Below are 24,599 nucleotides of genomic sequence, written 5' to 3' on the forward strand. Positions count from 1 at the left end.
GCATGATATTGAAATATGTACGATTCAGAATTACTAAGAGGAACAATGAAATGTTTTTTCTTAATAAAAGATACCATTAGAGAAAACCTACTTAACATTTACTACTCCCAAAAAATCAGGATTATTGGTTAAAAACAATATTTCTGTCAAATTTTCAACAAACTGCATTTGATAATCATAAATAGCTTCATGAGTTTCATGAAGCTGCGTTTCCAACTCCAAATAACTAATCAAACCAATCCGACCTTTGCTAAATTCATTATCTGCAAAATTCAACTTTTGTTCAATTGAGGGTATCATTCCGATTGAAAATCGATCTAATGATTTATGGATAGATTCATTTTCAATCAAACTTGAATTCAAACGAGTCGTTAAAATTTTAATTTGGTGATTTAAAAGGTAATTTTCTGAATTCGTCTTAGCCTGTAGACTTTTGACTACATCCTCGTTTGTATCCAAAGAAGGAATTGCAAAGGTAACACCTAAATCAAAAAAACGATTCGCAACTCCCGATTTATCTTCTCCGAGTGAACCTTGGAGTTTTATATCTGAAAATTTATCTAACTTGGCAAGCTCGGTCTCATCTTTCCACTGTTGAATCTTTGATTTGGATAGTCTGAGGATTGGATTTCTCTCAAACATTTCTGCTAATAATAAATCTTTTTTAAATGGGGTATGAGACTTTAGCCAAGGAGAAATGATTAGGACTTCGCTCTTTAATTCCAAGAAAAAATTTAATTTTTCCCATTCAATTGATTTATTTTTTTCTAATACAATTAGATGTTTTTGAAGATTTAATAAACGATTTTGAACTAAAAATAACTCTACTCTCGATTCTGGAGAAACAAAAACTTTCTTTTCAATTAAGGATTCTATACGTGAAATTCGTTTGATTCGATCATTCACATGAGCGGCCTTTTCTGTTGCAATCAAATATGAATATACTAACTTGATAACACTAAATCGGTATTCTAATTTACTTTGTTCCAGCTCAGCTAACAAATACTTTTCGTTGTCATCTGCAATTTTAATTTTTAAATCCCTTTTGCCTGGATAGTAAAAATCCTGACTGATACCAACTGAATACTCAGGGCCAGATTCATTGCTTGCACGCCTTCTCCCATAATCTAAAGAAAGGTTTGGATTTTTATACTTCCCTGCTTTTCGTTTTAAATATTCCGCTTCCTCTACTTTTTTTTGTCCGGCTAAAATTAAATCGGCTTTTTTCTCAGCAAGTTCCAGAATCTGATTCAATTTTAGATCTTGAGAAAATAACGGAAATGCAAAAGCAGTGCATAATAATAAGAATGTTTTTTGATATAGATACATTTAATCACTCCAAGTAAAAATACTGAAAAAAGATTCAGTTAACTTTCAGACTTGGAGTTTAATATATGTTAAATGTACAGGGGAATAAAGCTCGGTAGATATGAATTCTGGATTACGAAACTCAATATCTAAAATGATTGAAAGTGGTGAAATAAAACCAGGATTATAAAAAATTACAACTACGATTGGTTTGATAAATTTAAAGGCTTTATCAAAAGCAACGTCTTTTTGGCAAAAACAATTCTTTAAATCGTGAGCTTCTCCTTCGCAAGGATATTCCAAATTTTGATGATCTTTCTCAATGGCGATCGATACAAATTCATCACTTAAACATGGCAAATCAAATGACTTCAAAATATCACAGGAAACTGATGTGAATATTCCAAATAACAAAAGATATGTGAGTGTCTTACGCACCATTGATTTGCACTTCTTTTTTGAACCTATTGATTACACTTCGCAAGCTTATTGACGTGACAAGTACAATTTACTAGCAAATGCAACAAGCCTTCATTATGCTAAAAATAATTTCAAAGATTGCCAAGAAATTTCCGTAATGCCTCCTGTAAGATCGTAACACCTGGCTCCTCATAAGGGAAATGACCCGCACCCGTTAGTTCCACAAATTCTTTTTTTGTTGGGATTTTTTCAAAAAAAGTTTTGCTTAATTGTGTCGGAGTCCAAGGATCTATGCTTGGATGAACAAGTAACACAGGACATACTTGAAATACTTCTGGTTCTAATTTTGGATTGTAATTCAAAAAAGTATTTAAAAAACCAAGACTCACTTTGGAACCACCTGCATACGGATCTTCCGAAAACACGTCTGAAAAACTTGGGTCATTCGTAATGTATTCCATTTTGCTAAACCATTTGATTGGGAAGTACATTCCATTTGTAAAAAAGGAAAATAGAGAATTGAGAGGCATCCCGACCCGACTCAAAAAACGATTCGATGCAACTGCGTCGCGTACATCTGTATTTCTTGGATCAACGAGCGTAGTGGCAATGAGACCATCCACCTCACCATGATGGGCGGCTGTATGATAAGCCAACATCCCTCCTATGCTAAGTCCAAAAAGAATGAATTTTTGATTTTCTTGTTTCTCTCGATTGATTAAATCGTTGAGTATCATAACCCAATCTTCATAATAAACATACCGTTTGCCTGCAGGAATTTTGGTAAGACCAAATCCAGGAAGATCTGGTGCCAACCATTCACAACCTAGGTTTTGGAGACCAACTGCGAGGGTTCCGAGAACTCGACCATTCCCACCACCTCCGTGAACCAACAAAATTTTACATTTTGCACCATTTTTCTGATACCGGTCCAAATGAACTTGGTATCCTCGAAGCTCAATGAATTCCTCGGAAGGCAAATTATCCTTTCGAAACCGCAAATCCTCTGGTAAAAAGTGTTGGTATCTTTGCCAGTGAGTGATTTGAGAATAGCTATTTGGTTTTTCCAAGGATGAGGTACATGTCACAACTGTGAACGCAAGTAACAAAAAGATGAAAGGCAGAATTGGTTTCATAACATTCATTCCCTTAGAATGAATCAAAACTCAATTTAAGTCAAAACTGAAATGAATTTAGTTGGGAGATATCATTTTACACATGTATAATCAAAAAGATCGAATTTCTGAAACTTATGAAAATTTAATTCAAACATTTCATGATCTATTTGTATCGACTGCTTATGAAAAAATCAGCATCGAACAAATCGCAAAACGAGCGGGGATGACCCGTGTAAACTTTTATCATTATTTTGTGGATAAAGAAGATATTCTATACCGTACATATCTTTTCTTTTACCGTAAAATGGAATCAGAAACTCCAAAAATTGATCCGATTACTTTACTTGCGGATGGACGTTCGTTGACTTTTTATGGTTTAGAGAATGTAAAATCAAATCGTCAATTTTATAAAATGTTATTCCAAGAAAGCATTCCAGCTTCTGTTACTTATCGCATCTTAGATTTTATGTCAGAGGAATCGTTTCGGACGCATGAACCATTACGGAAACGATATAAAGTAGAATTCCCACCGTACCAATTTGTGAATCAATATTTAGCAGGTGCCTTTTGGAATCTGATACGAAATCTTGTGATTTCCGATTCCGACTATGATTCAGAGTTAGTCTCACAATTTTTTAAAAAAATGGCGACGGAAGGATTAAGGTCTTTCTTAGATTCTGGAATCCAAAGTCAAATTTAAGCGCTACATTCTCTTCCTTCTTAGGTGGCAACGTTTCCATTTTTTTTTACACAATACATTTGTGAGGTGGCGCCTACTTATTTTTAATAGGATTTATTTTCCTTTTTTACTTTTTTCTTTCGACTTAGGAAGATTCTTCTCATACAAAGCAATCCATTCCTTAGGACTCATTTTAGTCACAAGTTCACCAATCAATTTCCAAGGGATGTCCTCGGTCTTTTTGAAACGAATGCAACTTTTCCCCATATCCAATTTGGTTTTACAATGTTTGGGGTATTCGGTTTGGAACCATTGCAGTAATTTGGGATCGGCATAAATTCCCATATGGTAGAGGGCTAGTCCATTCTTCTGGGAGGCGATATGAATGAAAGGAAGGGCAAGCTCTGGTGTGACATGGTAACCTGCGGGATAGGTTTTTTTAGGAACCACGTACCCAATCATATTGTATTGGAAAGTTTCTTCAAAACCTTTGGGCAGATTTTTTTTGACAATGGTACGAAGTTTGGAAAATGATTCCCTTCGATCGTCTGGTAAGGATTGGATGTAAGTTTCAATCGTATTTGCCATGTGCATTGGTATCTGAAGGTTCGTATAGATTGTCAATAGGGAATTCTCGTGGATTTTATCCCGATGGAATCCTAAGAAGGGAAAAATACTGCAATTCACTTTCAAAGCACCGAGTGCTTTTGACAATTTGTTTGTCGCGCCAGCGATAGAAGCGGAAATCCTTTCCGATAGGAAAGATTGGAGCGGATAGCGCGGTCGTGTTAGAAAAAATTCCACATTCGCATAACCATTGCGAGGCGCCCGTCTCTTTCAAAAATCATTCCAAACAATTTAGTAACATCCAATGGGCATAAAAAAACCCACCAAGTGGTGGGCTTTTATTAGAGAAAGGTCTCTAGTAAGAAAATAGAATTTCTTATTTAGAAACGACTTGGAAAGTCACACGACGGTTGATCGCGTCTTTTTCATCAAAACCAGAGATTGGTTTGGAAGAACCAGCAGCTTTTGTTACGATTCTTTCCGCAGGGATCCCTTGTTTTACGAGTGCGTCTTTCATTGCGTCAGAACGAATTTGTGAGTAGAATCCGTTTCCTTTTTTAGCGCCTTCTGCTTCTTCTGGACCAGATGCATCAGCATGTCCTGTGATTTCTAATGCATACCCTTCAGGGAGTTTTGCAAGAGCGTCTTTGATGTAAGCAACATTGTCTTTTGCCCAAGTTTTGAAATCTTCTGCTTGGATGTCAGCTTGTTTGTAGCTAAATCCTCTGCGACGAACGCCATCTGGGTAACGGTAGTCTTTGAGTGCTACGTTGATTTCGTCCAAAAGAGCTCCATTGAGATCTCTGGATGAAACTGCTGTTGTGTTGTCCGTAGTTGTGGACGTTGTTTCTTTTGGAGTTTCTTTTTCTTCAGAAGACGAACAATTCGTGAATGAAATAGAAAGACCTACGAGGAGGATGAGGCTTAAAAAAAATCCTTTTTTCATCAGTTGACCTGCCTTAATGTTTCCATAGTTTAGTTCTTTTCATTAGATAACAACCGAAAATGCAAATATTTGTAACTGTTTCCGAAGATTATGACCAAAGTCGTTTAGACGTTTTCCTAAAAGACAACGCAGGCGACGATTTAAGCCGTTCTACCGTTCAAAAATGGATTGATTCTGGCTTTGTGACAAACAAAACAAAAGACCAAGTTGTCCATAAAAACGGCTATAAGGTGGCTTTAGGGGAAGAGTTTGTGGTGGATGTCATCGCAAGACCTCCTTCTCGATTGGAACCCATTGCCATGGACATCCCTGTTTTGTATGACGAAGACGAATTTATGGTGATCCATAAAAAAGCAGGGATTGCTTGCCACAGTGGACCCGGTGATGATTCGCCCTCCCTTGTCAACGGACTGCTCTACCAATTCAAAAACCTTTCGGGGACTGGCGGTGAACGCCGTCCAGGGATTGTGCATCGTTTGGACAAACCCACAGAAGGGGTCCTCATCATCGCCAAAACGGACAGAGCCCATGCGGCCTTATCCAAACTCTTCCAAGACAGGCTTGTAGAAAAAACCTATTATGCTTGGGTTTTGCAAGCACCCGTGGAAGCCGAAGGGACCATCAATATGCCGATTGGCCGCCATCCCGTAGAACGAGTGAAGATGTGTGTAAGAGAAGATGGACGAATGGCCATCACCCACTATAAAACTGAAAAAATTGTCCAAACCCAAACAGGTCGTAAGTTTAGTTTGATGAAGCTCGGTCTTGAAACAGGACGTACCCACCAAATCCGTGTTCATATGGCGAAAGTAGGATGCCCAGTGGTGGGGGACAGTTTGTACTCAAGGTCAGCAAAAGATTACACCCAGTATGGACTCCTCCTCTTTGCCAAAAAATTAGATTTCCCACATCCCTTTGTTCCAGACAAACGGATTGTTGTCGAACTAGACTTCCCTGAACGATTCAAAGTCTTTGAACGCAAGTGCCCTAGTTATTGAGATCTCGGGCATTCAAATCATTGTTTTTCCTTGGCATTCTTTTTGCCAGCTTTCATCTGTTTTATGGTGTGATCTACGAAAACCATTTGGGTGAAGGAACAGACAGTGATATTTTGTACCCATATTTGTTTGCAAGAGACATTTGGATGGGAACAGGAATGGGATGGAATCTCCCACCAAGTACCACACTCTTTCCTGATATTATCTTAAGTATCCTATTGTATCCAATCACTGGTTCTGTGGAATCATTCCATCTTATCTATGGATTTTTTGTTTTTCTTTTGCCATTTGCTTTCGCCCAATCGCTTGGATTAAAAAAATCGAATTCCTATCTTGTCTCTCTCGGATTTTTGGTTTTGGCAGGTTTGGATCCGAACCAACTCGGTCAGTTTTTTTTTCCAAGCTTTCATGGAATGACATTCCTATTTGCGGCTTGGGTTTTGTATGAACTAAACAACTGGAAAGAAAAAGAGAAACACCAATCCATACGGTTTTTGTTTCTTATGACAATGATTTGGTTGTCGGAGTATTGGTTTTTTGTCAACATAGCTCCTTTTCTTTTTGTTTTGGTTTGGATTCGTTTGCGTTGGAAATCACTCGTTCCCTTCGGAATGACTTTGTTTGGATTTTTCCTCTCAAAAATTTTCGCCAAGGGATTTTCATTTTTCGGAATTGGTATCATTAAAACGGAAAGTTTTGAACTCATTCCAAAACTAAAATCATCTCTCCTCCTAATGATCCAAAATCCAACTCAAAGTTTGGAAGGAATTCTAGCTTCGATCACAAAAGACCCTCTCATTTACCAATGGTGGGAACGATATCTCGTGATCGGCATCCTGTTTTTGATGATCACGAGCTTTCGATTTTTTGAACGAAACCATTGGAAGGATTTTTTATTTTTCCTCTCTCCATTCGTCACCATTGTGTTTTTATATTTGTTTCAAATAGAACCTAATATTCGTTATTTGTACATTTTACCCTTTGGTTTTTTATATTTTTCCTTTCGTTTGATGGAACTCCATTTATGGTTTCAAAAAATTTTCCCAACTTTCATCCTTGTTGCACTTTTTATTTTTTACCTCGGGAAACATTCGGATCTCATAACAAAAATCAAATCTGGTGAGGCCAAACGGACACATCGCATTGAATGTTTGATGGATTTTGATCCAAACGTTCCGGGAGCTTCTTCTTACTGGCCAATCAAATATATTTACGCATTTTCCGACAAAAAATGGACCCTTGTCCCCTTTACCAAGGATGGGGTGTATTACCCTTGGGTGGCCAACACCACTTGGGATGGGAGCTGGAAAGACCAACCATTCCCTTCTTTTCCATGGGGAGTGACCGAATCCAAAGAAAATCTACAAATTTGGCCGGGTGTGGAGTTGGTGAAAGAATGTGAAGGATGGTATTTTTTTCAAAGAAAGGGAAGCGGAGGAAATAACAAACCCAAGAATTGAATTGATTCTAGTTTTCCCTCGAGCAGTTTAGGACAGGTTATGATAGAACTCCTTTCCGATCCTTCCCTTTGGCTTGCCCTCTTCACCTTAACTGCTTTGGAAATTGTCCTCGGCATCGACAATATTATCTTCATCTCGATCCTTTCCTCTCGATTGCCCAAATCGAAACAAAAACAGGCGCGCCAAATTGGATTGTTTCTAGCAATGGGAACAAGGATTTTACTCCTCTTTTCCCTTTCCTTTATCATGAAACTGACAACACCAATATTTACAATTTTGGAACATTCCATCAGTGGCAGGGATATCATCTTGATTTTGGGGGGACTCTTTCTCATCGCTAAGTCCACAACAGAAATCCACCACAAGTTGGAAGGAGAATCCTCGTTAAGTGAGGATTCCAAAAAACAAATTTCTTTCACGCAAGTGATTGTCCAAATTTTGATACTAGATGTTGTATTCTCTTTGGATTCTGTGATCACTGCCGTGGGAATGACTGACAAACTGGGGATCATGATCACTGCCGTGGTTTTATCTGTTGGTTTTATGTTACTATCCAGTGGCAGTATTTCCGATTTTGTCGATCGGCATCCAACCATCAAAATCCTTGCGCTCAGTTTCTTAATTTTGATCGGAGTGGCCCTTCTAGGGGAAGGTTTAGAACTTCATATTCCAAAAGGTTATATTTACTTTGCTATGTGTTTTTCGGTTCTGGTAGAATTTTTAAATATGAAATTACGAACCAAATCAGAAAAACCAATTGCATTAAGAGGGAAATAAAGATGGAACGGAAAGAATTTTTGAAACGCTCTGCACTCACATTGAGTGTCGCACAACTTCCGTTATTTGGACAATCCAATGCGGAAAAAGAGAAAATGGGTGAACCTAAGGAATCGAATTCATCTCCTTGGGCAGAAGCAGAGTTTTTAAAAGACTATCATATCTTAGTTGCCAATTTACTCAAGAATCCGGCCGAAATGAAATTGGAAGGGAACTGGTCGTTTGGCAAAGTGTTATCACATTGTGCACAAAGCATCGAATTTTCGATCCAAGGTTACCCTGAAATGAAATCATCCCTCTTTCGAGGTTCCGTTGGTAAAATTGCATTTTCTGTATTTGCTTTCAAAAACAAAATGAATCACGGATTGGAAGAACCAATTCCTGGCGCCGAGGAAATAAACAACCAAATCGAGTGGAAACTGGGCGCAAAACGACTCATACAAGCCATCGAACTTTTTTCCAAAACAACAGAATCTTCCCTTCGGCCACATTTTGCGTATGGAGAATTGACCAAAGAAGAATATGATTTGGCCCATACCCTTCATATCAAAAATCACATGGAACGTTTGTTACATTAAAATCATTTCGATTTGTTCACATAAATCTTCTGCTTTGTACATTTTTGAAAAATAGGCAGAAACAATGGTTTCCAAACCCTCCTCTTCTAAGAAGGAATTTCCTCCTGAAAGAGGGGCATCGGAACTGATGAGGATGATGGGTATTTTTTGGTTTTGATTTCTGCGACCTTCCCATTCGTGGATGAGAGAGATTCCATTCATCCCAGGCATATGTAAGTCCGTGATGATGAGAGATGGTGTGATCCTTGCCAAATGGGAAAGGGCTTCTTCTCCATTCCCGGCTTCGATCACAATCCATTGATTCCTTCGCATAACCTCCGCTAAGTCTGACCTAAAGTTCCCAGAATCATCAACAAGTAACACTGACTTGGTACTTTTGGAAAGTGAAATCTCAAAGGATGAGCCAACTCCAAGGACAGACTTGATCCTAAGTTTTCCAAAATGTGCTTCTAAAATATTATTACAAAGCTGTAAACCAAGTCCAGTGCCACGTTCACCCGCTGTACCCGGTGTACTTTTGATATTTTCTTCCCCTGTGAGTTTGTGGATTTGTTCTTCACTCATCCCAAGCCCGCGGTCTCTGATTTCCACACTCAGCCACTTCCCTTTATAGGATACTCCAACCCAAACTTCAGAGTTTAAGTAGGAATACTTAATTGAGTTTGTGAGAATATTTTTAAACACCTCACCGATGAGAGTTCTGTCAGCAATGATTTCGGCTTCGATGGGAGTGTCTTTTTGGATCCGAATCCCTTTCAGAGTGGCGAGTGGTTCGACCGACTCAATGATTTCGTTCAACAGATCATTCACAGAAAATTTGGTTTGGATGAGTTTTGTTCCAAAAGCATCAAAACGACTTACATCTAATAGTTGTTCCAACATTTTGAGAGACTGAGTGACACCTGTTTTACAAATATCTAAAAATTTCTTTTTTTCTTCTTCTGAAGTTTCGCTAAAACTAAAATCAATCACATCCAAAATTTGATTCACACTATTGAGCGGCGAACGTAAGTCATGCGAAATCAAAGATACAAAGTTTGCCTTCCAACGATTTGCCTTTTCCAATTCATCCGTGCGAGCTTTTACTTTTTTTTCGAGTGCTTCTTTTCTTTTGTAGAGTTCCTTAGAAATTGACTCAGATCGTTTATACACTCTGATGAGTCCAAATGTAACCCCTAAGGTCTGCGGAAAAATAAATAAATACAATGAAATGAGTCCCATCGGTCTAAATCCCAAATTAGGATTCGAAATCAATATGACATCAATGATGCCTCCAATCACGGCAAGTAACAAACTAAAAAAGTATAACTTACTTTCTTTTCGTTGGAAGTATAAAGCAAGGGAAACAGAAATTAATCCTAAAATAACAAAAATCACTGAAAAAAACTCAAAATAGTAACTAACAAGAGCTAAATGTTTGATGGGAGTCAAAAGAGAAACCATAAGAAATGTTAGTGAGTAAATTTTTAAAAGCACTAACATCTTTTTGAAGATACGCATTTGGGCTAAGGAGAATAAAACACTTCCTCCAAAGTACAAGACGATGACGAACCCTACTCTTGATAACCGAAACAGAGGAATACAATAATCATCCGATAAAAAATTAAATAAAATTCTAGTTTCAGTTAATGTTGCACTTAAAATCAAGATTCCTAAATAAACAAAGGACATCCTTAGTGCATTTTTTTCTGATCGATTGATCGCATAAACTAACGCATGATATATGGATAATAATCCCATAAATATCAAAATGATGCATGTCGCGGAGTGGTATTCGTTCCAAACTTGAATGATCTTTTCCAATTTACCAAATCGAATGATTCCATGAATCCCCGCATATTTATGGGAGAAATTGGAAATATGGATGACCAAATCTACTTTTTGATTGATATCGATTAAAGGAATAATCTTTGTATGAAATGATGGCTTGTGAGTTGTATCATTTTTTCCAATGATTCCATTCTCAGCAACTAACTTACCATTGGCGTATATTTTGTAGGCACTATGCAGAACAGGGATGAGAAGTGCATATGTTTCCCTTTCTTCTGTTTTGGGTGGTAATAGGATGGTCAGCCGATAACTCGCATATCCAAAACTTGGATAATCGACACCGTCTTCATTGGCTTGCGAAAACCAAGGAACCCCTACAGAAAGATAGGAAATATTCGTTGGAGAGATTTGTTTTGGATCTAAGAATTCATTCCAATAGAATTCCCACTTTCCAATCAAGTTCACAGTGTCTTCTGATAAATTGGCCATCCTTACGTCCAAAACACCATCTTTCGCCAGTAAGGTTGGGGAAACATCCAAGTGGCATGATTGGGAGAAAAGGAGGGCAAAGACCAAAATTAAGGGATAACGACAAAATTTTACTAAGGTAGAAAAAGATTTTTGGATAGATGAGATGGAGACTGTGAAAATCATAAGGCTGTGGAATCCGTTAAAATTGCCATCTTAGAAGACCATTCCGTTGTCACTGAAGGAATCATATCTATTCTGAAATCCAATCCTTTCTTTTCTCTTGCCGGAGAATTTCGAACGGCCGCCGATTTGTTTGAATTCATCGCAACAAATCCCATTGACGTATTAATTCTCGACATTGATCTACCAGACCGAAATGGAATCGATGTATTAAGAGAAATCAAAGAAAAACACCAACCCACTAAGGTCATTATCTTCTCATTGCATGGTAGCCGGGTCTATGTTGAAGATGCACTCAAGTCCAAAGCAGACGGTTATATGCTAAAGTCCGATCCGATCGCCAAACTCCCCGAAGTCATCCAACTTGTGATGAAAGGTGGTTCCTTTGTTTCGGATGGAGTGAGCAAAGTACAACTTCCGTTTTCTCCTTTCCAAATGGAAATCCTAAACCTTCTCGTCCAAGGATTATCCCAAAATGAAGTGGCAGACCGGATCCAAAAATCAAGAAAAACAGTCGAGTACCACTTGAACCAAATGAGGACAAAATTTTCCTGCAAAAACAACAACGAACTCATTTCTAAATACGAAAAAGAAATACAAAAATAGCAATTTCGTGATTTCTAAGTCATATGTTTCGACTAATGTATATGTATGAAACATATCTACTTACTCAGGCATGCGAAGTCCGAATGGGATGAACCGTATGAGACTGATTTAGATCGTTCCTTATCTCGAAGGGGAAAAGAACAATCCAAAGCATTACGAGATTATCTCAAAGAAAGTCGTTTTGAATTTGACCAATGTTTGGTCTCTGCTGCCGAACGAACTTTAAAAACCTATTCCTCTCTTCGAAAGGAAATCCTACGATTCCCCAAACCTGAAATCCGAGAAAATATTTATGATGCGGACAAAGAAGATTTATTGTTCGTATTGCATGGACTTTCGTCTAGCACTCGTTCGGTTTGTCTTGTTGGACACAATCCAGGATTAGAAACCTTTGGTTCTGCCTTATTATTGGGTGATAATGACCAGTCTCTCTTCCAGAAATTCCCGACGGCTTCCTTTCTCGGATTGTGTTTTTCTGGGGATTCTTGGAAAAATCTTAGTTGGGGAAGTTGCCAATTAGTAGTATTCTGGATCCCTGGGCAAATAGGAAAAGAATGAAACCTTTATATTCAGAAGAACGAATCCACCAACGTGTAGAAGAATTAGCGCGTGAAATCTCTCGAGATTTTTTAAGCAAAGATCTCGTTGTCATTGGGATCCTGAATGGAGGGTTCATTTTTACAGCGGACCTTTGCCGTAGCATCGCCATCCCACATGAAGTCGATTTTATGGGTGCCTCTTCCTATGGTGATGGAACCTCCTCTGGAGATTTTAAAATCACAAAAGAATTGAAAAAATCGATTCAAAACAAATCCGTTCTGTTAGTCGAAGACATCGTGGATACAGGGAAAACCTTGGAATACCTGCTGTTGGAAGTCCAAAAACAAAATCCAAAGGATCTAAAAGTGGCCGCTCTTTTTTGGAAACAAAAAAAAGCCAATCCACACATCATCGTAGATTACCCGGGCTTCATCATCGAAGATGATTTCCTCGTTGGATATGGTTTGGATTTCCAAGGTAAGTATCGCAATTTGCCATACGTTGCAAAATTAGAAGGCACAGATTGAAAGATTCCATCATCAAACAAAAATTCGATACATTACGAACCTTTCCTACATTAAAACCTGAAATTTTACAAATTGCAGAAAATTATGTAAACCATTCGGATGATTGGAAGTTACTCCGTGTCAATCCACTCAAATTTGCCACCGAACATAGTTTAAGCGAAAGTGATTCTGTCGATTTTTTTGTTCATGCTGCAAAAGTTGGACTGAACGAAGGATCTGCGTTAGCTGTGGTGAACGACGAACGTTTGGAATGCCACAGGTTCTGAAGAATTGGTCAAAGAGCATGGTTACTTTTATCGGAAACAAAAGGCAACTTTAAAGGGAGTGGGAACTCCTGTGCCAGTATTCCAGTTGAGCCGAAACCAACTCAAACAACCTTCCAAATGGAAATCATTGTTTTTAAAAAATTAGAAGGGAAATGGAACCTCTCTTGAAATAGATACCTTCCCGCAACGAAGGAACATGTAGTTTCATTCCATCGCGGAAAGATTGGAATCCAATTTATTATTTCACTGGTTCAGCAGACACTTCCACTTCCGGAAGAGAGGCTCTGAGATAACCCGATTGTAACACTGCTACCTGTCCTTGTTCGCTTGTGAGAAACGTAACAAAGGCATCAATTTTATCACCTTGGTCTGTTTTATAGATCATAAACAATTCACGAGCCAGTCTGTACTTACGGTCGTAAACATTTCTTACAGATGGTGCCACGTATGGATCTTTGGGATTTCTGGCATAATCGAGTGCTTTTATTTTGTCTTTATGATCCACAAGTGCAGATCCCATTCCCATATAACCAATGCTATTTGGATTATCTTGGATGAATTTTGCCATTTCTGCATTGTCTTTTACGATTTTGGCATTAGGGGAAAACACATTGGATTTGAACTTAGTATATTCATCGGGACCCAGATCTTTTCGTTTCAAAATATGATTTTGGAAATAGTCTTGCGTTCCTGATTTATCGTTACGGATCACAATGGCGATCGGAGCATCTGACCCTCCCACTTCTTTCCAGTTTTTAATTTTTCCAGAAAAGATATCGGACGTTTGGACCAAATTGAGTTTTGCCACAGGGTTTTTTGGATTCACAACCAGAGCCACACCATCGTAAGCCAAACGCACTTTTTCCAAGTTCCCAGTTTTGCGAAGGTCATCGAACTCGGCTTGGTTTAAGTCACGAGAAGAAACTGCCATATCAATTTCTCCTTTTCGGAGGCGGTCAATCCCTGCTTCCGAACCACCACCTTCTACTGTTACACGAACATTTGAATTTGTTTTTTCATATTCCGTTCCCAAAAATAGCATCATGCTGTTCATGGTTTCTGACCCGGCAACCTTAAGGGTTTGTTTGTCCTTACATGCGACAAAATTGATTGTAATTAAAATGTAAAAAAGCAGAGAAAGGTTTTTCATCGTTATTCAGGTAAAGCCCAAATTCCGTCCTCCGTCAATCGCAAAAAGGCGCGGTTTTTTCCAATTCCACCCTCAGTTTTTATGAAAAAACCCCGATCTTTGCAAAGTGAAGACCAAAATGCGTTCCCTCTTGCTCTGTTTTGTCACAATCCTTCCTCTTTTGGAATTGTTTGCCAATCCTTCTGGAAAAACCCATTTCCAATGGAAATGGGCAACAAACCAGGTATTGGAACTGAACGAATACCATGATGTCCTTTTCCGAGTGGGAACCAAAACTGTCGAACGAGAAGACAAAAACCGAGTGGTGATGAAAACCAGACAATGTTCGCAAGACTCTTGTTTGGTGAACGCTTGGTTTGATACATATATGCGATATGGTAAAACATCGGGTCCATTTTGGAAGGACAAAGAATTTGTATCCGACTTCACATTGTTTCGCAATGGCCGTTATGAAGTGCCCAATGAATTCATTATGCCTAACCTACGTAGTTTTCCTTCTTTCCCTGATTCACCGCTATCGGTATCCGATGTTTGGAAACTACCAGCAGAGGAGTCCTTTGATTTTTCTTCCGAACGCATCCGAGTGAAAGTGACTCCTGAATATACCTTCCAAGGGATTTTTCCATGGAAAGAAGGGAACTACTCTGGCAATTGCGAAAAAATCACATACACTTATCCCATTTTTTATTCCAAACCAGAATCTGAAAAAATGGCACCTAACGTGCCTTATAAGATTTTTGGGTTTGCTACCGGTACCGTATTTTTTAACGCCGAAAAAGGAGTTCCTGAATTTAAGGAAGTCAAACTTTCCTATACATTCATTTATCCCAATGGGACTGTCCAAGAAGCAAACTTCCTCGTGAAGGGGGTATATTTCTTAAGAAACCAAGTGAATGCCAAAGACAAAGAGTCAATCCGTGAAGACATCTTAAATGATTTGATTGTAGGTTATACAAGGGATGGTCTCCCCAATGGGAAACGCATCCAAAAAAGGCAACGGCCTGGATTGGGAGATCCAAATCAAAACCTGGAAGGAAGATTGCCACCACAATCGACAGAGATCCCAGAAATGACAGATGGTGTCACTCACCCAGATGTGAAAGAAAATCCAGATCCAAATTCACCAATCGATGACCCAAATCAAATTGCAGAACAACTGCCAGTGAAAGTTCGCACCACAGAGGATGGAATCGTGTTTTCCTTAGATTCCATTTTATTTGATTTTAATGATAGCAAACTAAAGGTCGATGCGGAATCGGCTGTGGCAAAAATTGCAGAAATTTTAAAAAAATACCCTGACCGCGAAATCAGAGTTTCGGGACATACGGACAATATTGGAAAAAAAGAATACAATCAAAAACTTTCAGAAGAGAGAGCAAAGTCCGTTTTGCATTCGTTAGTCGACAATCACAAAATGGATGAAAAACATATCTCCTTTCGTGGGTATGCGGATGAATTTCCAGTCGCGCCCAATGATTCAGAAGAAAATCGGCACAAAAACAGAAGGGTAGAAATCACTCTCGTTCTAGATTAACCAATTTGTAAATCGAGTCCCACCGAATAAGGAGGGACCAAAGGTTCACTTTCCTTTTTCCCACGCTCCAATAGTTTTTCCATTTCCTTTCGAATATCACCAAGTAACAAGTGATAACTCTCTTTTTTGTTTGTTTTGTATTTTTGAAAATACGATGCGAGTGGAATGGAAGGCGTTGCATACACATAGGCTTTTTTTGCCCTCATTTCCGATTTTCCAAAAATATGCCGTTCAAAACTACAAATCCATTCCATCAGTCGCTCTGCTGAAGGCCATTGGATGAGACTTTTGGGTTGGGTGATGAGAAAGGCATATGCCGTTTCCACCAATTGTTTGGCCCTACGGATATTTTGGTCTGTTAGGTGTTTGGGGGTAGACTCTAAAGGAATTCCAGCTTCAATTCGGTCTAAAGTATGGAATAAAATTCGGATCTTTTGGATGGCATTGTCCGAATCTTGGAATTTGAGATTGAGGATTTGGCCAGCTAAGTTGAGCGCCGTATGCCTTGCTCGTCCCAACCGATAATCAAAATCTTTTCCATTGATGGCCGATTTTGGAATCCCGAGTTCAAACTCCGTTTCTTCCAACATCACTCGGCCCACAGTCAAAAAACGACGAAGGATGGTCCGACCACCTGGATACAATTTCAATTTACGTTCGATTCGCGTTAAAGAAGTTTCAATGTCCTTTAAAATGGAATCACGTGTTCCAGAGATTTTATATTTCACGAAGGTGGGTTGTAAAAAAAGTTCCGCATGTGGGTCCTTTTTTTTGGCTTCTTCCAAACCCCAGTATATGAGTTGTGCTGTGCTTGGTAAGAAGGATACCAAATTATCATTTTCTCCTGACATGATGCCTTCAGGATACATTACAAGTTTTCCATCACGTTCGGATAAGATTCGTTTGGTGGTACGAATCATATTTCGATTGGAGCTTCCGTGCAAAACGGAAAATGCCCCCACTCGTTTGATGACTTCCCCGACAATCCCAAATCCCCAATTGAAAATACTGCGAGACGCCATATAATGAAAGCGAGTTCCAATCGTATTGGCAACTTGGTAGGCAACAATGGATTCCATTTCCGTGGGTTGGTTGAAAAGATACACAACTCGTTTGTCCTTTGTTTCCTTCAAACGTAGTTCATCTTCTTTTGCGATGACCACTCCATCTAAATTAAACAGAAGTTTTGTGAGGATGGGAAATCCTAGATCTAATCCTAAGGCAACAGGAAATTCAAAACGAGGCGCGATAAAGGTATCTTTCATAGAACTGTGTAATTAGACTAAGAAAAAACCCTTAATCAATACGAGCAATTATTCGTGGATGTAACCCCAAGTTTCTAATATTTTTTTCACTTCTTTTCCCATCTCTTTTTGTACTTCCGTTTCACCAGACCCACTAAAGGCTCCATCATTGTACACCCAAGGGAGTGGTGATTGGAATAAACCTTCTGGTTGCCTTTCTGAAACGATGAGGTCTTCGACATTCGATAGGGACCTTTGGTATTCCAATCCATACCTTCCAAAACGAACAGGGATCGTTTTTCCATTCCGTGTGAATTGAAAATATGCACCCAATTCTGGATTCACAGTTTTTAAAATGATTTCATCAGGTTGGGTACGCTCGGAGGTATGGGATACCGTTGTTACTTTCGAATCCTTTCTTCCCATCATTCGTTTTGTTCCTTCGGAGTCTCGAGTTTCCTTGGATATGGAAACCGTTTTTGCAGAACCTGAATTGATTTGGACTGTCTCAGGTGCTTCCCAATCATACAAGGAACCTTGGACATTCATGGATAAAAAATCTCGGCAGATGGCTTCCTCACAAGGTGGGATCCAAATGCGAATTCCATTCCGTTTTAAAAAATTTTCCCGCCGGAAGTCAGCTCTTGCGATATGTAATAATCCTTCCCCTTCTTTCACCAAACTTAAGTTAAATAATTCTTTTGGATCTTTTTTAAGATCATACAATTCTTCGGCCATGGTATGTGGATCGCCAGTTGAAGTTCGCCTAACTGTCGTAAATCCTGGATAACGACGAATGTATTTGTAGTGTTCTGTTCGCACTGACTCCGACATCCGCCCTTCTGTATAAATAAAGGTTTCTTTCGGGCATGGATTGGATTGAAGAATGCAGGTTGCATAGTTTACACCATGGTAAGTTGCATTTTGGGGTTTTAAATCCAAAAATCCTAAGATGGTGGGTGCAAGGGACATTAAAGAAGACTGGCCCGGGATTCGGATTTGCGATTTTGAGTAATTATTTTGTACCGAATTTTTATCTTCGCTAAACAACGATTTGTTTTTATCGGGTTCTATGGTATCTGCAATGGATTTGGGTAGTTTGATGAAATAAGGCACATTGATTTCTTCATCGTAATGGGTCTCCCCGTGACCAAACCGAGTTTGCATGATAAAATGGTAACTATAATCATGTTCGGGACTAAAGAGTTCACCGTGGTCACCCGTCACAATGATCATCGTTTCCTCGTAGCTACCCAATTCTTTTAATTTTGTGATGAGTCGACCAATCTCACGATCGGTATAATGCATCTCCCCTAAATAACGTTGCACGGGAGATTCATATCGAAAAAATTCCGAATCAGGTACAATCTTACGCACTGCCTTCATGTCTTCAGGGGGAGGAGAATAGGATGCATGTGGGGTGTTCAAATTAAAATGTAAAAAATAAGGAATGTCTTTTTTGTCTGTGACAAACTGGATGGCTTGGTTTGTCAGAACTTCAGTATCCACAATGTCCATCCCCACCTGGAAGGAATTATGAAATCCCAAATCAAGACCCACTGTGGTATAATCTAAAAAGAAAACATTATTCATAATGGTCTGTGAAAAATAACCTGCTTCCCGAAAGGTTTTGGCTAAATTATCACGATTTTTACCGTAATACACTTTTCGTTGGTACGGTTTTGTAGAAAACCAAGAATTCCCCAAACCGAGGTTAGACGAATATTCAGAATGGAAAAATGACATCATGGAAGGTTTGGTCCAGTTTCCATTCGCAAAAGGGTTTTCAAAGAATACAGATTCCCTCGCCATCTGGTCCATCACAGGTGTGACAGAATGCCGATACCCATAGGCACCAAAAAAATCTTTCCTTGCGGAATCGATCACAATGAGAATCACTGATTTTGGTTTCTTGAAAGTGGAAAATGATTCCGACCATTCATCTGGATATAACAAAGGTTCGCCGACAAATAAAAAACTATCCCGACTCTCCCAAACCATTCGCAAATCACCGCCAAGAGTGAGGGATTCCTTTTTTTTCATCCATTGTTCTTTGGGGGAACCTGAGAGGTCCCATTCTTTGAGAAGTAGCGACCCGGAAAACAATTTCAATTTTCCCGAGACCGATGTTTGGAATTCTTTTTCGCCTAACAGACCCAATAGCGAAGAAAATTGGTAAGTGCCTTTGGAAAGTTGAAAATGGTATTCTTGTCCCGGCGGGAAAAAGACGGCATCCAGAGAATGGTTTAAAAATATATCTTTGTTTGTGTTGAAAGTGATTTGTGTGTTTTCCCATTTCCTAGAGAGGGGGAGACCACTTTGCCTTCCTGGATTTTTTTTCCAATGGTAGGGCAAGTAGTCCTTACCAATTTTGATTTTGGATCTAGCATGTTTTAATTCTAAAACCAAATCCACTGGGGAACGAAATTCCGATTGGTTCAAACAGTGAATGAGACAAAAACAAAGGATGGGGGCGAAGGGAAGGATCTTTCGCATTTGGAACCAGTTTGCAAAACAGGTTTCCCAAGAATAGGAAAAGTTGTTTCTTTTTAGGTTTCCATCGTCCATCCTTGACATCTATGAGTAATTGGGAACAAGCCTACTCCCGCGTGGAGTCTACCTTTCAAAACAAAGATGGTGGTAAAATTTATTACCAGATTTACCGACCAAAGTCAGGAGTCAAACGAGTGCTCGTTGTCCACCACGGGATTGGGGAACACGGCGGTCGTTACAATTTTTTGTTGGAAGCTATGGCGGAACGTAACTATGCCATTTACCTCATCGACTGCCGAGGCCATGGTAAGTCCGATGGTCGCCGCGGGGTCATCACCCATTTTTCTGATTTTTTTGCCGACTTAAAACAACTCATCGACATCGCCAAACAAAACGAAGGTGTTAGTAAGGTTACCTTACTTGGTCACTCCATGGGAGCTGCGATTACTTTCTTGTATACAGCTACCGACAACTACCAAAATGATTTGGATGCTTATATCTGTAGCGCCCTACCCATCAAAGTGAAAACAGATCTTGTGATGGACATAAAAAAAGCAGCCGGTGGTTTTTTAGCAAAAGCCCTCCCCACTCTCACGATTCCAACAGGTCTCAACGTAAATCTCATCTCTCGTGACAAATCGGTGGTTGACGCCTATGTCAAAGACCCACTTGTGCACGGTAATGTTTGTGCGTATCTGGGAGATTACCTTCTCAATTGTTACACACTCGCATTGGAATCTGCTGAAAAAATCAAAGTGCCAATTTATATGTTCCATGGAAAAGAAGACCAAATTGCTCTACCTGAAGGCACAAACGATGCATTTGAACGAGTTGCTTCCAAAGACAAAACCAAAAGACTTTTTGATGAATTATACCATGAAACCATGAACGAACTTCCAAAAGACAGAGCAGTCGTCTTAAATGAGTTAGTTGCTTGGATCGACAAACACTAAGGAGAAAATGCCAATGGCAATAACAAAAGATATAGTTGGAAAAAAACTAGATCGTTTTGATTTCACAGTGGAACGAGGAAAGATCAAAGAATTTTGCCTCGCCATCAACGAAAAAAACCCAATCTATTTTGACGTAGAAGAAGCAAAAAAAGCAGGATACTCAGATGTTCCGGCTCCCCCTACCTTCCCTACGGTCATCATGTTTTGGGGTTACCCAAAGATTTGGAACGATATGGCAGAACTCGGTATCGACCTTTCCAAAATCCTTCACTTGAAAGAAGAATACACTTACCACAAAATCCTATACCCGGGCAAAGTGTACGCACAATCTGAAATCTCCGACGTTAAAGTAGGAAGAGCAGAAATTGTAACTTTCAAAACCACCATCTATGATGAAAAAAATGATCCCATCCTTTCTGCAGAGATGGCGATTTTCATTCGTAAGGATTAATCCAAGGAGGCAAACAATGGCAAAAATTCAATTTGATTCAGTAGAAGTTGGTCAAACTCTCCCTCCGCTAGACATTCCAGTCATCGAACATGCGAATTTAGTTCGTTATGCGGGAGCATCTGGAGATTTTAACCCGATTCACAATGATCCTGACTTTGCAAGAAAAGCAGGCCTTGATGGAACCATCTCTCATGGTATGTATGTTATGGCACAAGTGGGAAGACTTTGCACTTCTTGGGCAGACCAAAAAGACATCGCCTACTTTGGTGTGACATTCAAAGCCATGACAAAACTTGGCGAAAAACTAACAGTTGTTGGAACCATCAAAAAGAAATTTGAAAAAGATGGTAAAAAAACTGTGACTGTACTCGTAGAAGCAAAAAACGAAGCTGGTGAAGTGAAAGCCGGTGGAGATTTAGTTGTGAACGCTGTGTAAAAATTTTGAATCTCAAATAAGATTCAGAAATTTTAATTTACGTCTCAAAAGGCATCTGACGAAAGTTGGGTGCCTTTTTTATTGCCAAAGTTGGAACAAACATATAGAATTGGCACTTTCTACGTTGAGGTGAAAGGAATATTATGCAAACTTCGGACCAAATCAAATCTCAAATCCAATCTTTACTTACCAATCACCCTGAAATCAGTGTCGATGTTCTATTTTTATATGTACCCGAATTCAAAATCCTTCATCAATTTCTAGATGAGAATGAAACCATCAAAGGATATTGCATTGGGCTTTTGGAAGGAAAACAAAAAAAATACACCGCTGGAAAATGGTTACTGGTTCTCACAAAAAAACAAATCCATTTGCTTCGGAATCCTATGTTAGGAAACCCAACGCATATCCCAATTGACTTTGCAGAATTACAAAACACTTCGACAAAACTCGGTTGGTTTTTTGGACAAATCCATTTGGAAACAGAAACAGAAACGTTTCGATTGATCCAAATTGGAAAAAAAGATTTCCAATTCTTTTTGCCAAGTTTACAGTCTTATTTAAAATAAGCAAAAGATTCGCATAACACGTAAAATCCGATTCGGTTGGTCTTTATTTATAGCGCCTCGGAATGGTTAGAATTTAAGTATCCTCTCCTTCAACGACCGCGCTTTTCCGCTCCAATCTTTCGCTTCGCAAAAGGATTTACGCTGCAATCGCTGGCGCGGGGTTTTCCAACTTCAACAAAACTCGTGTGATGCGAAAAAATTTCCACTCCGATCGATACTTCCATACACTTAAGTAAATGACGCAGGAAATTTACTTAAAAACGATGTGACATAATTCGGCAGATCTTGACCCAATCCATTCCTTTTTTTTAAATTTATGCAATAATTCCTGTTTGTTGGTCAATTGTTATATGACCAAAGGATGGTAATCAATGAAACAAATAAATTTCATAATCGCTTGTATTCTGATATTCTTAGTGAACTGCGGAACAAGTGCATTGCGTTTCCAAAAGACAAATAAATTCAATCCAAATGTGAAAAATGTCATTACAATGGCTGTATTTGACATGAGCACAAATAGTGTGGCAGATTCCAATGACGAAGTTTTAAAAACTTTTGGAAGCATTTCCCAAGCCAAAGTGGGAGAAATTTACGGTAACCTAATTCCTGGTGGAGATTTGACTGTAAAAGCAGCCGAAACACTTGGAATCAAAAAAGACTTAGATACTGCGATGGGAAAAATCACAGAAGCAATTGTGAATTCCAATTCCTTAGATCCTAAAACAACAGAAGTTTTTGCAAAACTGGCAGAATACTTAAAGGTAGAAGCCCTTGCGTTTCCATTGGCTTCCGGTGGAAAATCAACCATGGAAAGCCAAGGAATCACATTCCGTTTTGTTCTTTATGATACAAAAAACCCAGGTATCCAATATTGGGCAGAAGTGGATGCTGTCACCATCAATGCATTGAGCCTCAAAGCAGCGCCAGATGATAAAGCAAAAACGGCACTGTATGTTGCATCTGCTACCAAAGGTATTAACGCTTTATATTCAGGAATCAGTTCTGAAATTGAGAAAGCAAAAAATCCAAAATAATAAACTGAGTCAAACAACCTATCGAAAGAATTCTTCATCTTTAGGTTGTTTTTTGTGTTAGTAAAAACGTTTCAAACCGTTGGATTTACATTCCAACGCTGATACATTTCTTTTCATACCAAATCAGATGATCAAAATATATCAATCTCCAGTCCAATATTTCTGGGCCGCATGGCCCTACTTCCAATTCACCTTTCCGGTTTTCCCACCTTCTTTCACTTCAGCAGTTTTTTTCTTTGCATCAACAGAAAGGATCGCATCAGAAACAACCGGCACCACCAATTTCCCTTTTCGATTGATGAGTCCATACAAACCACCCACAATTCGTTTGTGTTCCCCTTCTGGCTTCAGCTCACACCCATTACAAACAATCGCATAACCATTTTCAAATGGGTACACAAAATCATATGTGGCTTTGATCACTTTTTGGCAACGTTCATTATGAAAACCCATTTTACCGTTTTCGACAAACCTCGCGAGTCTCTCTGATATATAGTCGGGGCCATTATCATAAAGGAAACTTTCGAGTAATACATTGTTTTTGTGATTGATACAAACCCATTTGTTTTTCAAAACCACAAAGGCAACACCAGATTTTGTAAATTCCATCGCATGTTGGTATTCAGGTTTGATCATCACGTTTCCTTTTTTGTCTTTGAAACCGTACAAGCCATTTTCTTCAAATGAAATGAATCCTTTGGTCTGTGCCAAAAGAGATCCTGATACAACCAGAGATAAAAAAAGTAAAATTTGTTTCTTCATTTGTATTTCCTAAGATCATCATCTTCTAATTCTTCAAATGGAATGTCCAATACTTCATACCCAGAACAATCCAAAAAATCAAAATGCCACCATTCCGTTTTGTTGACTCGAAATCCAAATCGGCTCATCCCTTCAATGAGTTTGTCTCTGTTTTGTTTGGTCACTGGATCAGAAACGGGAGCATTTGCCCAAGCTGCTTTTTCAAAGGAATCGTATTTAGTTGGCATTTGTAATGATTGTTTTGTATTTTTATCTACCAAGGTTAAATCAATCGCACAACCTTTGTTATGCCTTGACCCCGTTTTGGGAGAGGCTACATAACGAGTGTCTTTTATGATTTCATAAAATTTGACAGTCGCTTGGTACGGCCTATAGGCATCATAAATTTGAATGGAATGCCCTTGTTTTAAAAATTCGATTTGGGCATTGCGGAGGGCTTCCGCCACACGTTTTCTCGCAAACGCTTTTCCTCGGTTGTAGATCACTTGGCCTGTGAAGTTATTTTCTGAGGCATATCTGATGTCCAAAACAATCTCTGGAATGGATTCTAAGTCAATGAGAACTCGGTTGGGATCTTTTTTGATGGATTGGAGGTATGCGGTTTTGTCAAACACAATCAGTTTTGAGTCTTCAGCCCCAAAAGGTGTTGAAAGAAAGATCGAAATAACCACAAGTAAAATTAAATTGAATGCAGATCGCAAGGCATCAAATCCAATGTGGATCCATATTCGATTCAAGTTTCGCATTACAGTTGTTCCTTGT

At 39.0% G+C, this 24,599-nt stretch carries 26 protein-coding genes; 15 read left to right on the top strand and 11 right to left on the bottom strand.

From position 1 onward, the window contains the following. Nucleotides 1-87: 87 nt before the first annotated feature. From LEPBI_RS15395 to LEPBI_RS15405, 3 genes are all read right to left on the bottom strand, one after another. A complete protein-coding gene (locus LEPBI_RS15395; protein WP_012390067.1) occupies nucleotides 88-1,329 on the bottom strand; it encodes a TolC family protein in 1,242 nt (413 codons plus the stop codon). A 45-nt stretch (nucleotides 1,330-1,374) separates the two neighbouring features. Beyond that, a complete protein-coding gene (locus LEPBI_RS15400; RefSeq protein WP_012390068.1) occupies nucleotides 1,375-1,749 on the bottom strand; it encodes a hypothetical protein in 375 nt (124 codons plus the stop codon). 110 nt (nucleotides 1,750-1,859) lie between these two features. Then, nucleotides 1,860-2,864, bottom strand: a complete 1,005-nt coding sequence (locus LEPBI_RS15405) for an alpha/beta fold hydrolase (protein ID WP_226992816.1) — start codon at nucleotides 2,862-2,864, stop codon at nucleotides 1,860-1,862. 82 nt (nucleotides 2,865-2,946) lie between these two features. On the opposite strand from LEPBI_RS15405, the gene LEPBI_RS15410 reads away from it, so the two are divergent. Then, a complete protein-coding gene (locus tag LEPBI_RS15410; protein ID WP_226992818.1) occupies nucleotides 2,947-3,546 on the top strand; it encodes a TetR/AcrR family transcriptional regulator in 600 nt (199 codons plus the stop codon). Nucleotides 3,547-3,639: 93 nt separating this feature from the next. On the opposite strand, the gene LEPBI_RS15415 is transcribed toward LEPBI_RS15410, so the two are convergent. Both LEPBI_RS15415 and loa22 read right to left on the bottom strand, forming a co-directional pair. After that, nucleotides 3,640-4,113: a DUF1801 domain-containing protein gene (locus LEPBI_RS15415; protein ID WP_041770073.1), complete on the bottom strand. Its 474-nt coding sequence runs from the start codon at nucleotides 4,111-4,113 to the stop codon at nucleotides 3,640-3,642. 355 nt (nucleotides 4,114-4,468) lie between these two features. Continuing rightward, entirely contained in the window at nucleotides 4,469-5,041 is a 573-nt protein-coding gene (gene loa22 / locus LEPBI_RS15420) for an OmpA family outer membrane lipoprotein Loa22 (RefSeq protein WP_187148102.1), read from the bottom strand. A gap of 56 nt (nucleotides 5,042-5,097) precedes the next feature. On the opposite strand from loa22, the gene LEPBI_RS15425 reads away from it, so the two are divergent. Genes LEPBI_RS15425 through LEPBI_RS15440 form a run of 4 tightly spaced genes read left to right on the top strand, consistent with a single transcriptional unit; the run spans nucleotide 5,098 to nucleotide 8,851 of the window. Next, nucleotides 5,098-6,036, top strand: a complete 939-nt coding sequence (locus tag LEPBI_RS15425) for an RluA family pseudouridine synthase (RefSeq protein ID WP_012390073.1) — start codon at nucleotides 5,098-5,100, stop codon at nucleotides 6,034-6,036. After that, nucleotides 6,033-7,496, top strand: coding sequence for a hypothetical protein (locus tag LEPBI_RS15430; RefSeq protein ID WP_012390074.1), 1,464 nt, complete (start codon nucleotides 6,033-6,035; stop codon nucleotides 7,494-7,496). The genes LEPBI_RS15425 and LEPBI_RS15430 overlap by 4 nt, the downstream gene beginning before the upstream one ends. A gap of 42 nt (nucleotides 7,497-7,538) precedes the next feature. Beyond that, a complete protein-coding gene (locus LEPBI_RS15435; protein WP_226992947.1) occupies nucleotides 7,539-8,273 on the top strand; it encodes a TerC family protein in 735 nt (244 codons plus the stop codon). A gap of 2 nt (nucleotides 8,274-8,275) precedes the next feature. Then, complete coding sequence (locus tag LEPBI_RS15440) at nucleotides 8,276-8,851, top strand: DUF1569 domain-containing protein (protein WP_012390076.1); 576 nt, start codon at nucleotides 8,276-8,278, stop codon at nucleotides 8,849-8,851. Here LEPBI_RS15440 and LEPBI_RS15445 read toward each other — a convergent pair. Further along, a complete protein-coding gene (locus LEPBI_RS15445) occupies nucleotides 8,843-11,275 on the bottom strand; it encodes a hybrid sensor histidine kinase/response regulator (protein ID WP_012390077.1) in 2,433 nt (810 codons plus the stop codon). The two genes, LEPBI_RS15440 and LEPBI_RS15445, sit on opposite strands and share 9 nt — an antisense overlap. Before the next feature lie 6 nt (nucleotides 11,276-11,281). Between LEPBI_RS15445 and LEPBI_RS15450 the strand changes: the two genes are divergently transcribed. The 4 genes from LEPBI_RS15450 to LEPBI_RS15465 are packed head-to-tail and all read left to right on the top strand — an operon-like array spanning nucleotide 11,282 to nucleotide 13,211. After that, nucleotides 11,282-11,878: a response regulator transcription factor gene (locus LEPBI_RS15450; RefSeq protein WP_012390078.1), complete on the top strand. Its 597-nt coding sequence runs from the start codon at nucleotides 11,282-11,284 to the stop codon at nucleotides 11,876-11,878. Nucleotides 11,879-11,923: 45 nt separating this feature from the next. Further along, a complete protein-coding gene (locus tag LEPBI_RS15455; protein WP_012390079.1) occupies nucleotides 11,924-12,436 on the top strand; it encodes a SixA phosphatase family protein in 513 nt (170 codons plus the stop codon). Further along, nucleotides 12,433-12,945 (top strand): hypoxanthine phosphoribosyltransferase, encoded by a 513-nt coding sequence (gene hpt / locus LEPBI_RS15460; protein ID WP_012390080.1) that lies wholly within the window; start codon nucleotides 12,433-12,435, stop codon nucleotides 12,943-12,945. The genes LEPBI_RS15455 and hpt overlap by 4 nt, the downstream gene beginning before the upstream one ends. Then, nucleotides 12,942-13,211, top strand: a complete 270-nt coding sequence (locus LEPBI_RS15465) for a DUF5939 domain-containing protein (RefSeq protein WP_012390081.1) — start codon at nucleotides 12,942-12,944, stop codon at nucleotides 13,209-13,211. Before hpt ends, LEPBI_RS15465 begins: the two co-directional genes overlap by 4 nt. Nucleotides 13,212-13,449: 238 nt before the next feature. On the opposite strand, the gene LEPBI_RS15470 is transcribed toward LEPBI_RS15465, so the two are convergent. Continuing rightward, on the bottom strand, nucleotides 13,450-14,361 hold the full coding sequence (locus LEPBI_RS15470) for a phosphate ABC transporter substrate-binding protein (RefSeq protein WP_012390083.1): 912 nt from the start codon (nucleotides 14,359-14,361) through the stop codon (nucleotides 13,450-13,452). Nucleotides 14,362-14,479: 118 nt separating this feature from the next. On the opposite strand from LEPBI_RS15470, the gene LEPBI_RS15475 reads away from it, so the two are divergent. Further along, nucleotides 14,480-15,895, top strand: coding sequence for an OmpA family protein (locus LEPBI_RS15475; protein WP_049755989.1), 1,416 nt, complete (start codon nucleotides 14,480-14,482; stop codon nucleotides 15,893-15,895). Here LEPBI_RS15475 and LEPBI_RS15480 read toward each other — a convergent pair. Both LEPBI_RS15480 and LEPBI_RS15485 read right to left on the bottom strand, forming a co-directional pair. Continuing rightward, a complete protein-coding gene (locus LEPBI_RS15480) occupies nucleotides 15,892-17,160 on the bottom strand; it encodes a lysophospholipid acyltransferase family protein (protein WP_012390085.1) in 1,269 nt (422 codons plus the stop codon). The genes LEPBI_RS15475 and LEPBI_RS15480 overlap by 4 nt on opposite strands. A 48-nt stretch (nucleotides 17,161-17,208) precedes the next feature. Continuing rightward, nucleotides 17,209-19,707, bottom strand: coding sequence for a sulfatase family protein (locus tag LEPBI_RS15485; protein WP_012390086.1), 2,499 nt, complete (start codon nucleotides 19,705-19,707; stop codon nucleotides 17,209-17,211). A gap of 11 nt (nucleotides 19,708-19,718) precedes the next feature. On the opposite strand from LEPBI_RS15485, the gene LEPBI_RS15490 reads away from it, so the two are divergent. The 5 genes from LEPBI_RS15490 to LEPBI_RS15510 all read left to right on the top strand — a co-directional run bounded on the left by LEPBI_RS15490 (nucleotide 19,719) and on the right by LEPBI_RS15510 (nucleotide 23,075). Beyond that, on the top strand, nucleotides 19,719-20,585 hold the full coding sequence (locus tag LEPBI_RS15490; RefSeq protein ID WP_012476428.1) for an alpha/beta hydrolase: 867 nt from the start codon (nucleotides 19,719-19,721) through the stop codon (nucleotides 20,583-20,585). Nucleotides 20,586-20,598: 13 nt separating this feature from the next. Further along, nucleotides 20,599-21,036 (top strand): FAS1-like dehydratase domain-containing protein, encoded by a 438-nt coding sequence (locus LEPBI_RS15495; RefSeq protein ID WP_020776763.1) that lies wholly within the window; start codon nucleotides 20,599-20,601, stop codon nucleotides 21,034-21,036. A gap of 16 nt (nucleotides 21,037-21,052) precedes the next feature. Continuing rightward, nucleotides 21,053-21,472, top strand: coding sequence for a MaoC/PaaZ C-terminal domain-containing protein (locus LEPBI_RS15500; protein ID WP_012390088.1), 420 nt, complete (start codon nucleotides 21,053-21,055; stop codon nucleotides 21,470-21,472). Nucleotides 21,473-21,615: 143 nt separating this feature from the next. Further along, on the top strand, nucleotides 21,616-22,041 hold the full coding sequence (locus LEPBI_RS15505; RefSeq protein ID WP_012390089.1) for a PH domain-containing protein: 426 nt from the start codon (nucleotides 21,616-21,618) through the stop codon (nucleotides 22,039-22,041). A gap of 371 nt (nucleotides 22,042-22,412) precedes the next feature. Beyond that, nucleotides 22,413-23,075 (top strand): hypothetical protein, encoded by a 663-nt coding sequence (locus tag LEPBI_RS15510; RefSeq protein ID WP_012390090.1) that lies wholly within the window; start codon nucleotides 22,413-22,415, stop codon nucleotides 23,073-23,075. Between the two features lie 177 nt (nucleotides 23,076-23,252). Here the strand turns inward: LEPBI_RS15510 and LEPBI_RS15515 are convergent, their stop codons facing one another. Both LEPBI_RS15515 and LEPBI_RS15520 read right to left on the bottom strand, forming a co-directional pair. Then, nucleotides 23,253-23,837 carry a WG repeat-containing protein gene (locus LEPBI_RS15515; protein ID WP_012390091.1) on the bottom strand — a complete coding sequence of 195 codons (585 nt, stop codon included), beginning with the start codon at nucleotides 23,835-23,837 and terminating at the stop codon, nucleotides 23,253-23,255. Then, nucleotides 23,834-24,583 (bottom strand): M15 family metallopeptidase, encoded by a 750-nt coding sequence (locus LEPBI_RS15520; protein ID WP_012390092.1) that lies wholly within the window; start codon nucleotides 24,581-24,583, stop codon nucleotides 23,834-23,836. Before LEPBI_RS15520 ends, LEPBI_RS15515 begins: the two co-directional genes overlap by 4 nt. Between the last annotated feature and the right edge of the window lie 16 nt (nucleotides 24,584-24,599).

The sequence above is a fragment of the Leptospira biflexa serovar Patoc strain 'Patoc 1 (Paris)' genome (assembly GCF_000017685.1).
GTDB classification, from domain to species: Bacteria; Spirochaetota; Leptospiria; order Leptospirales; family Leptospiraceae; genus Leptospira_A; species Leptospira_A biflexa.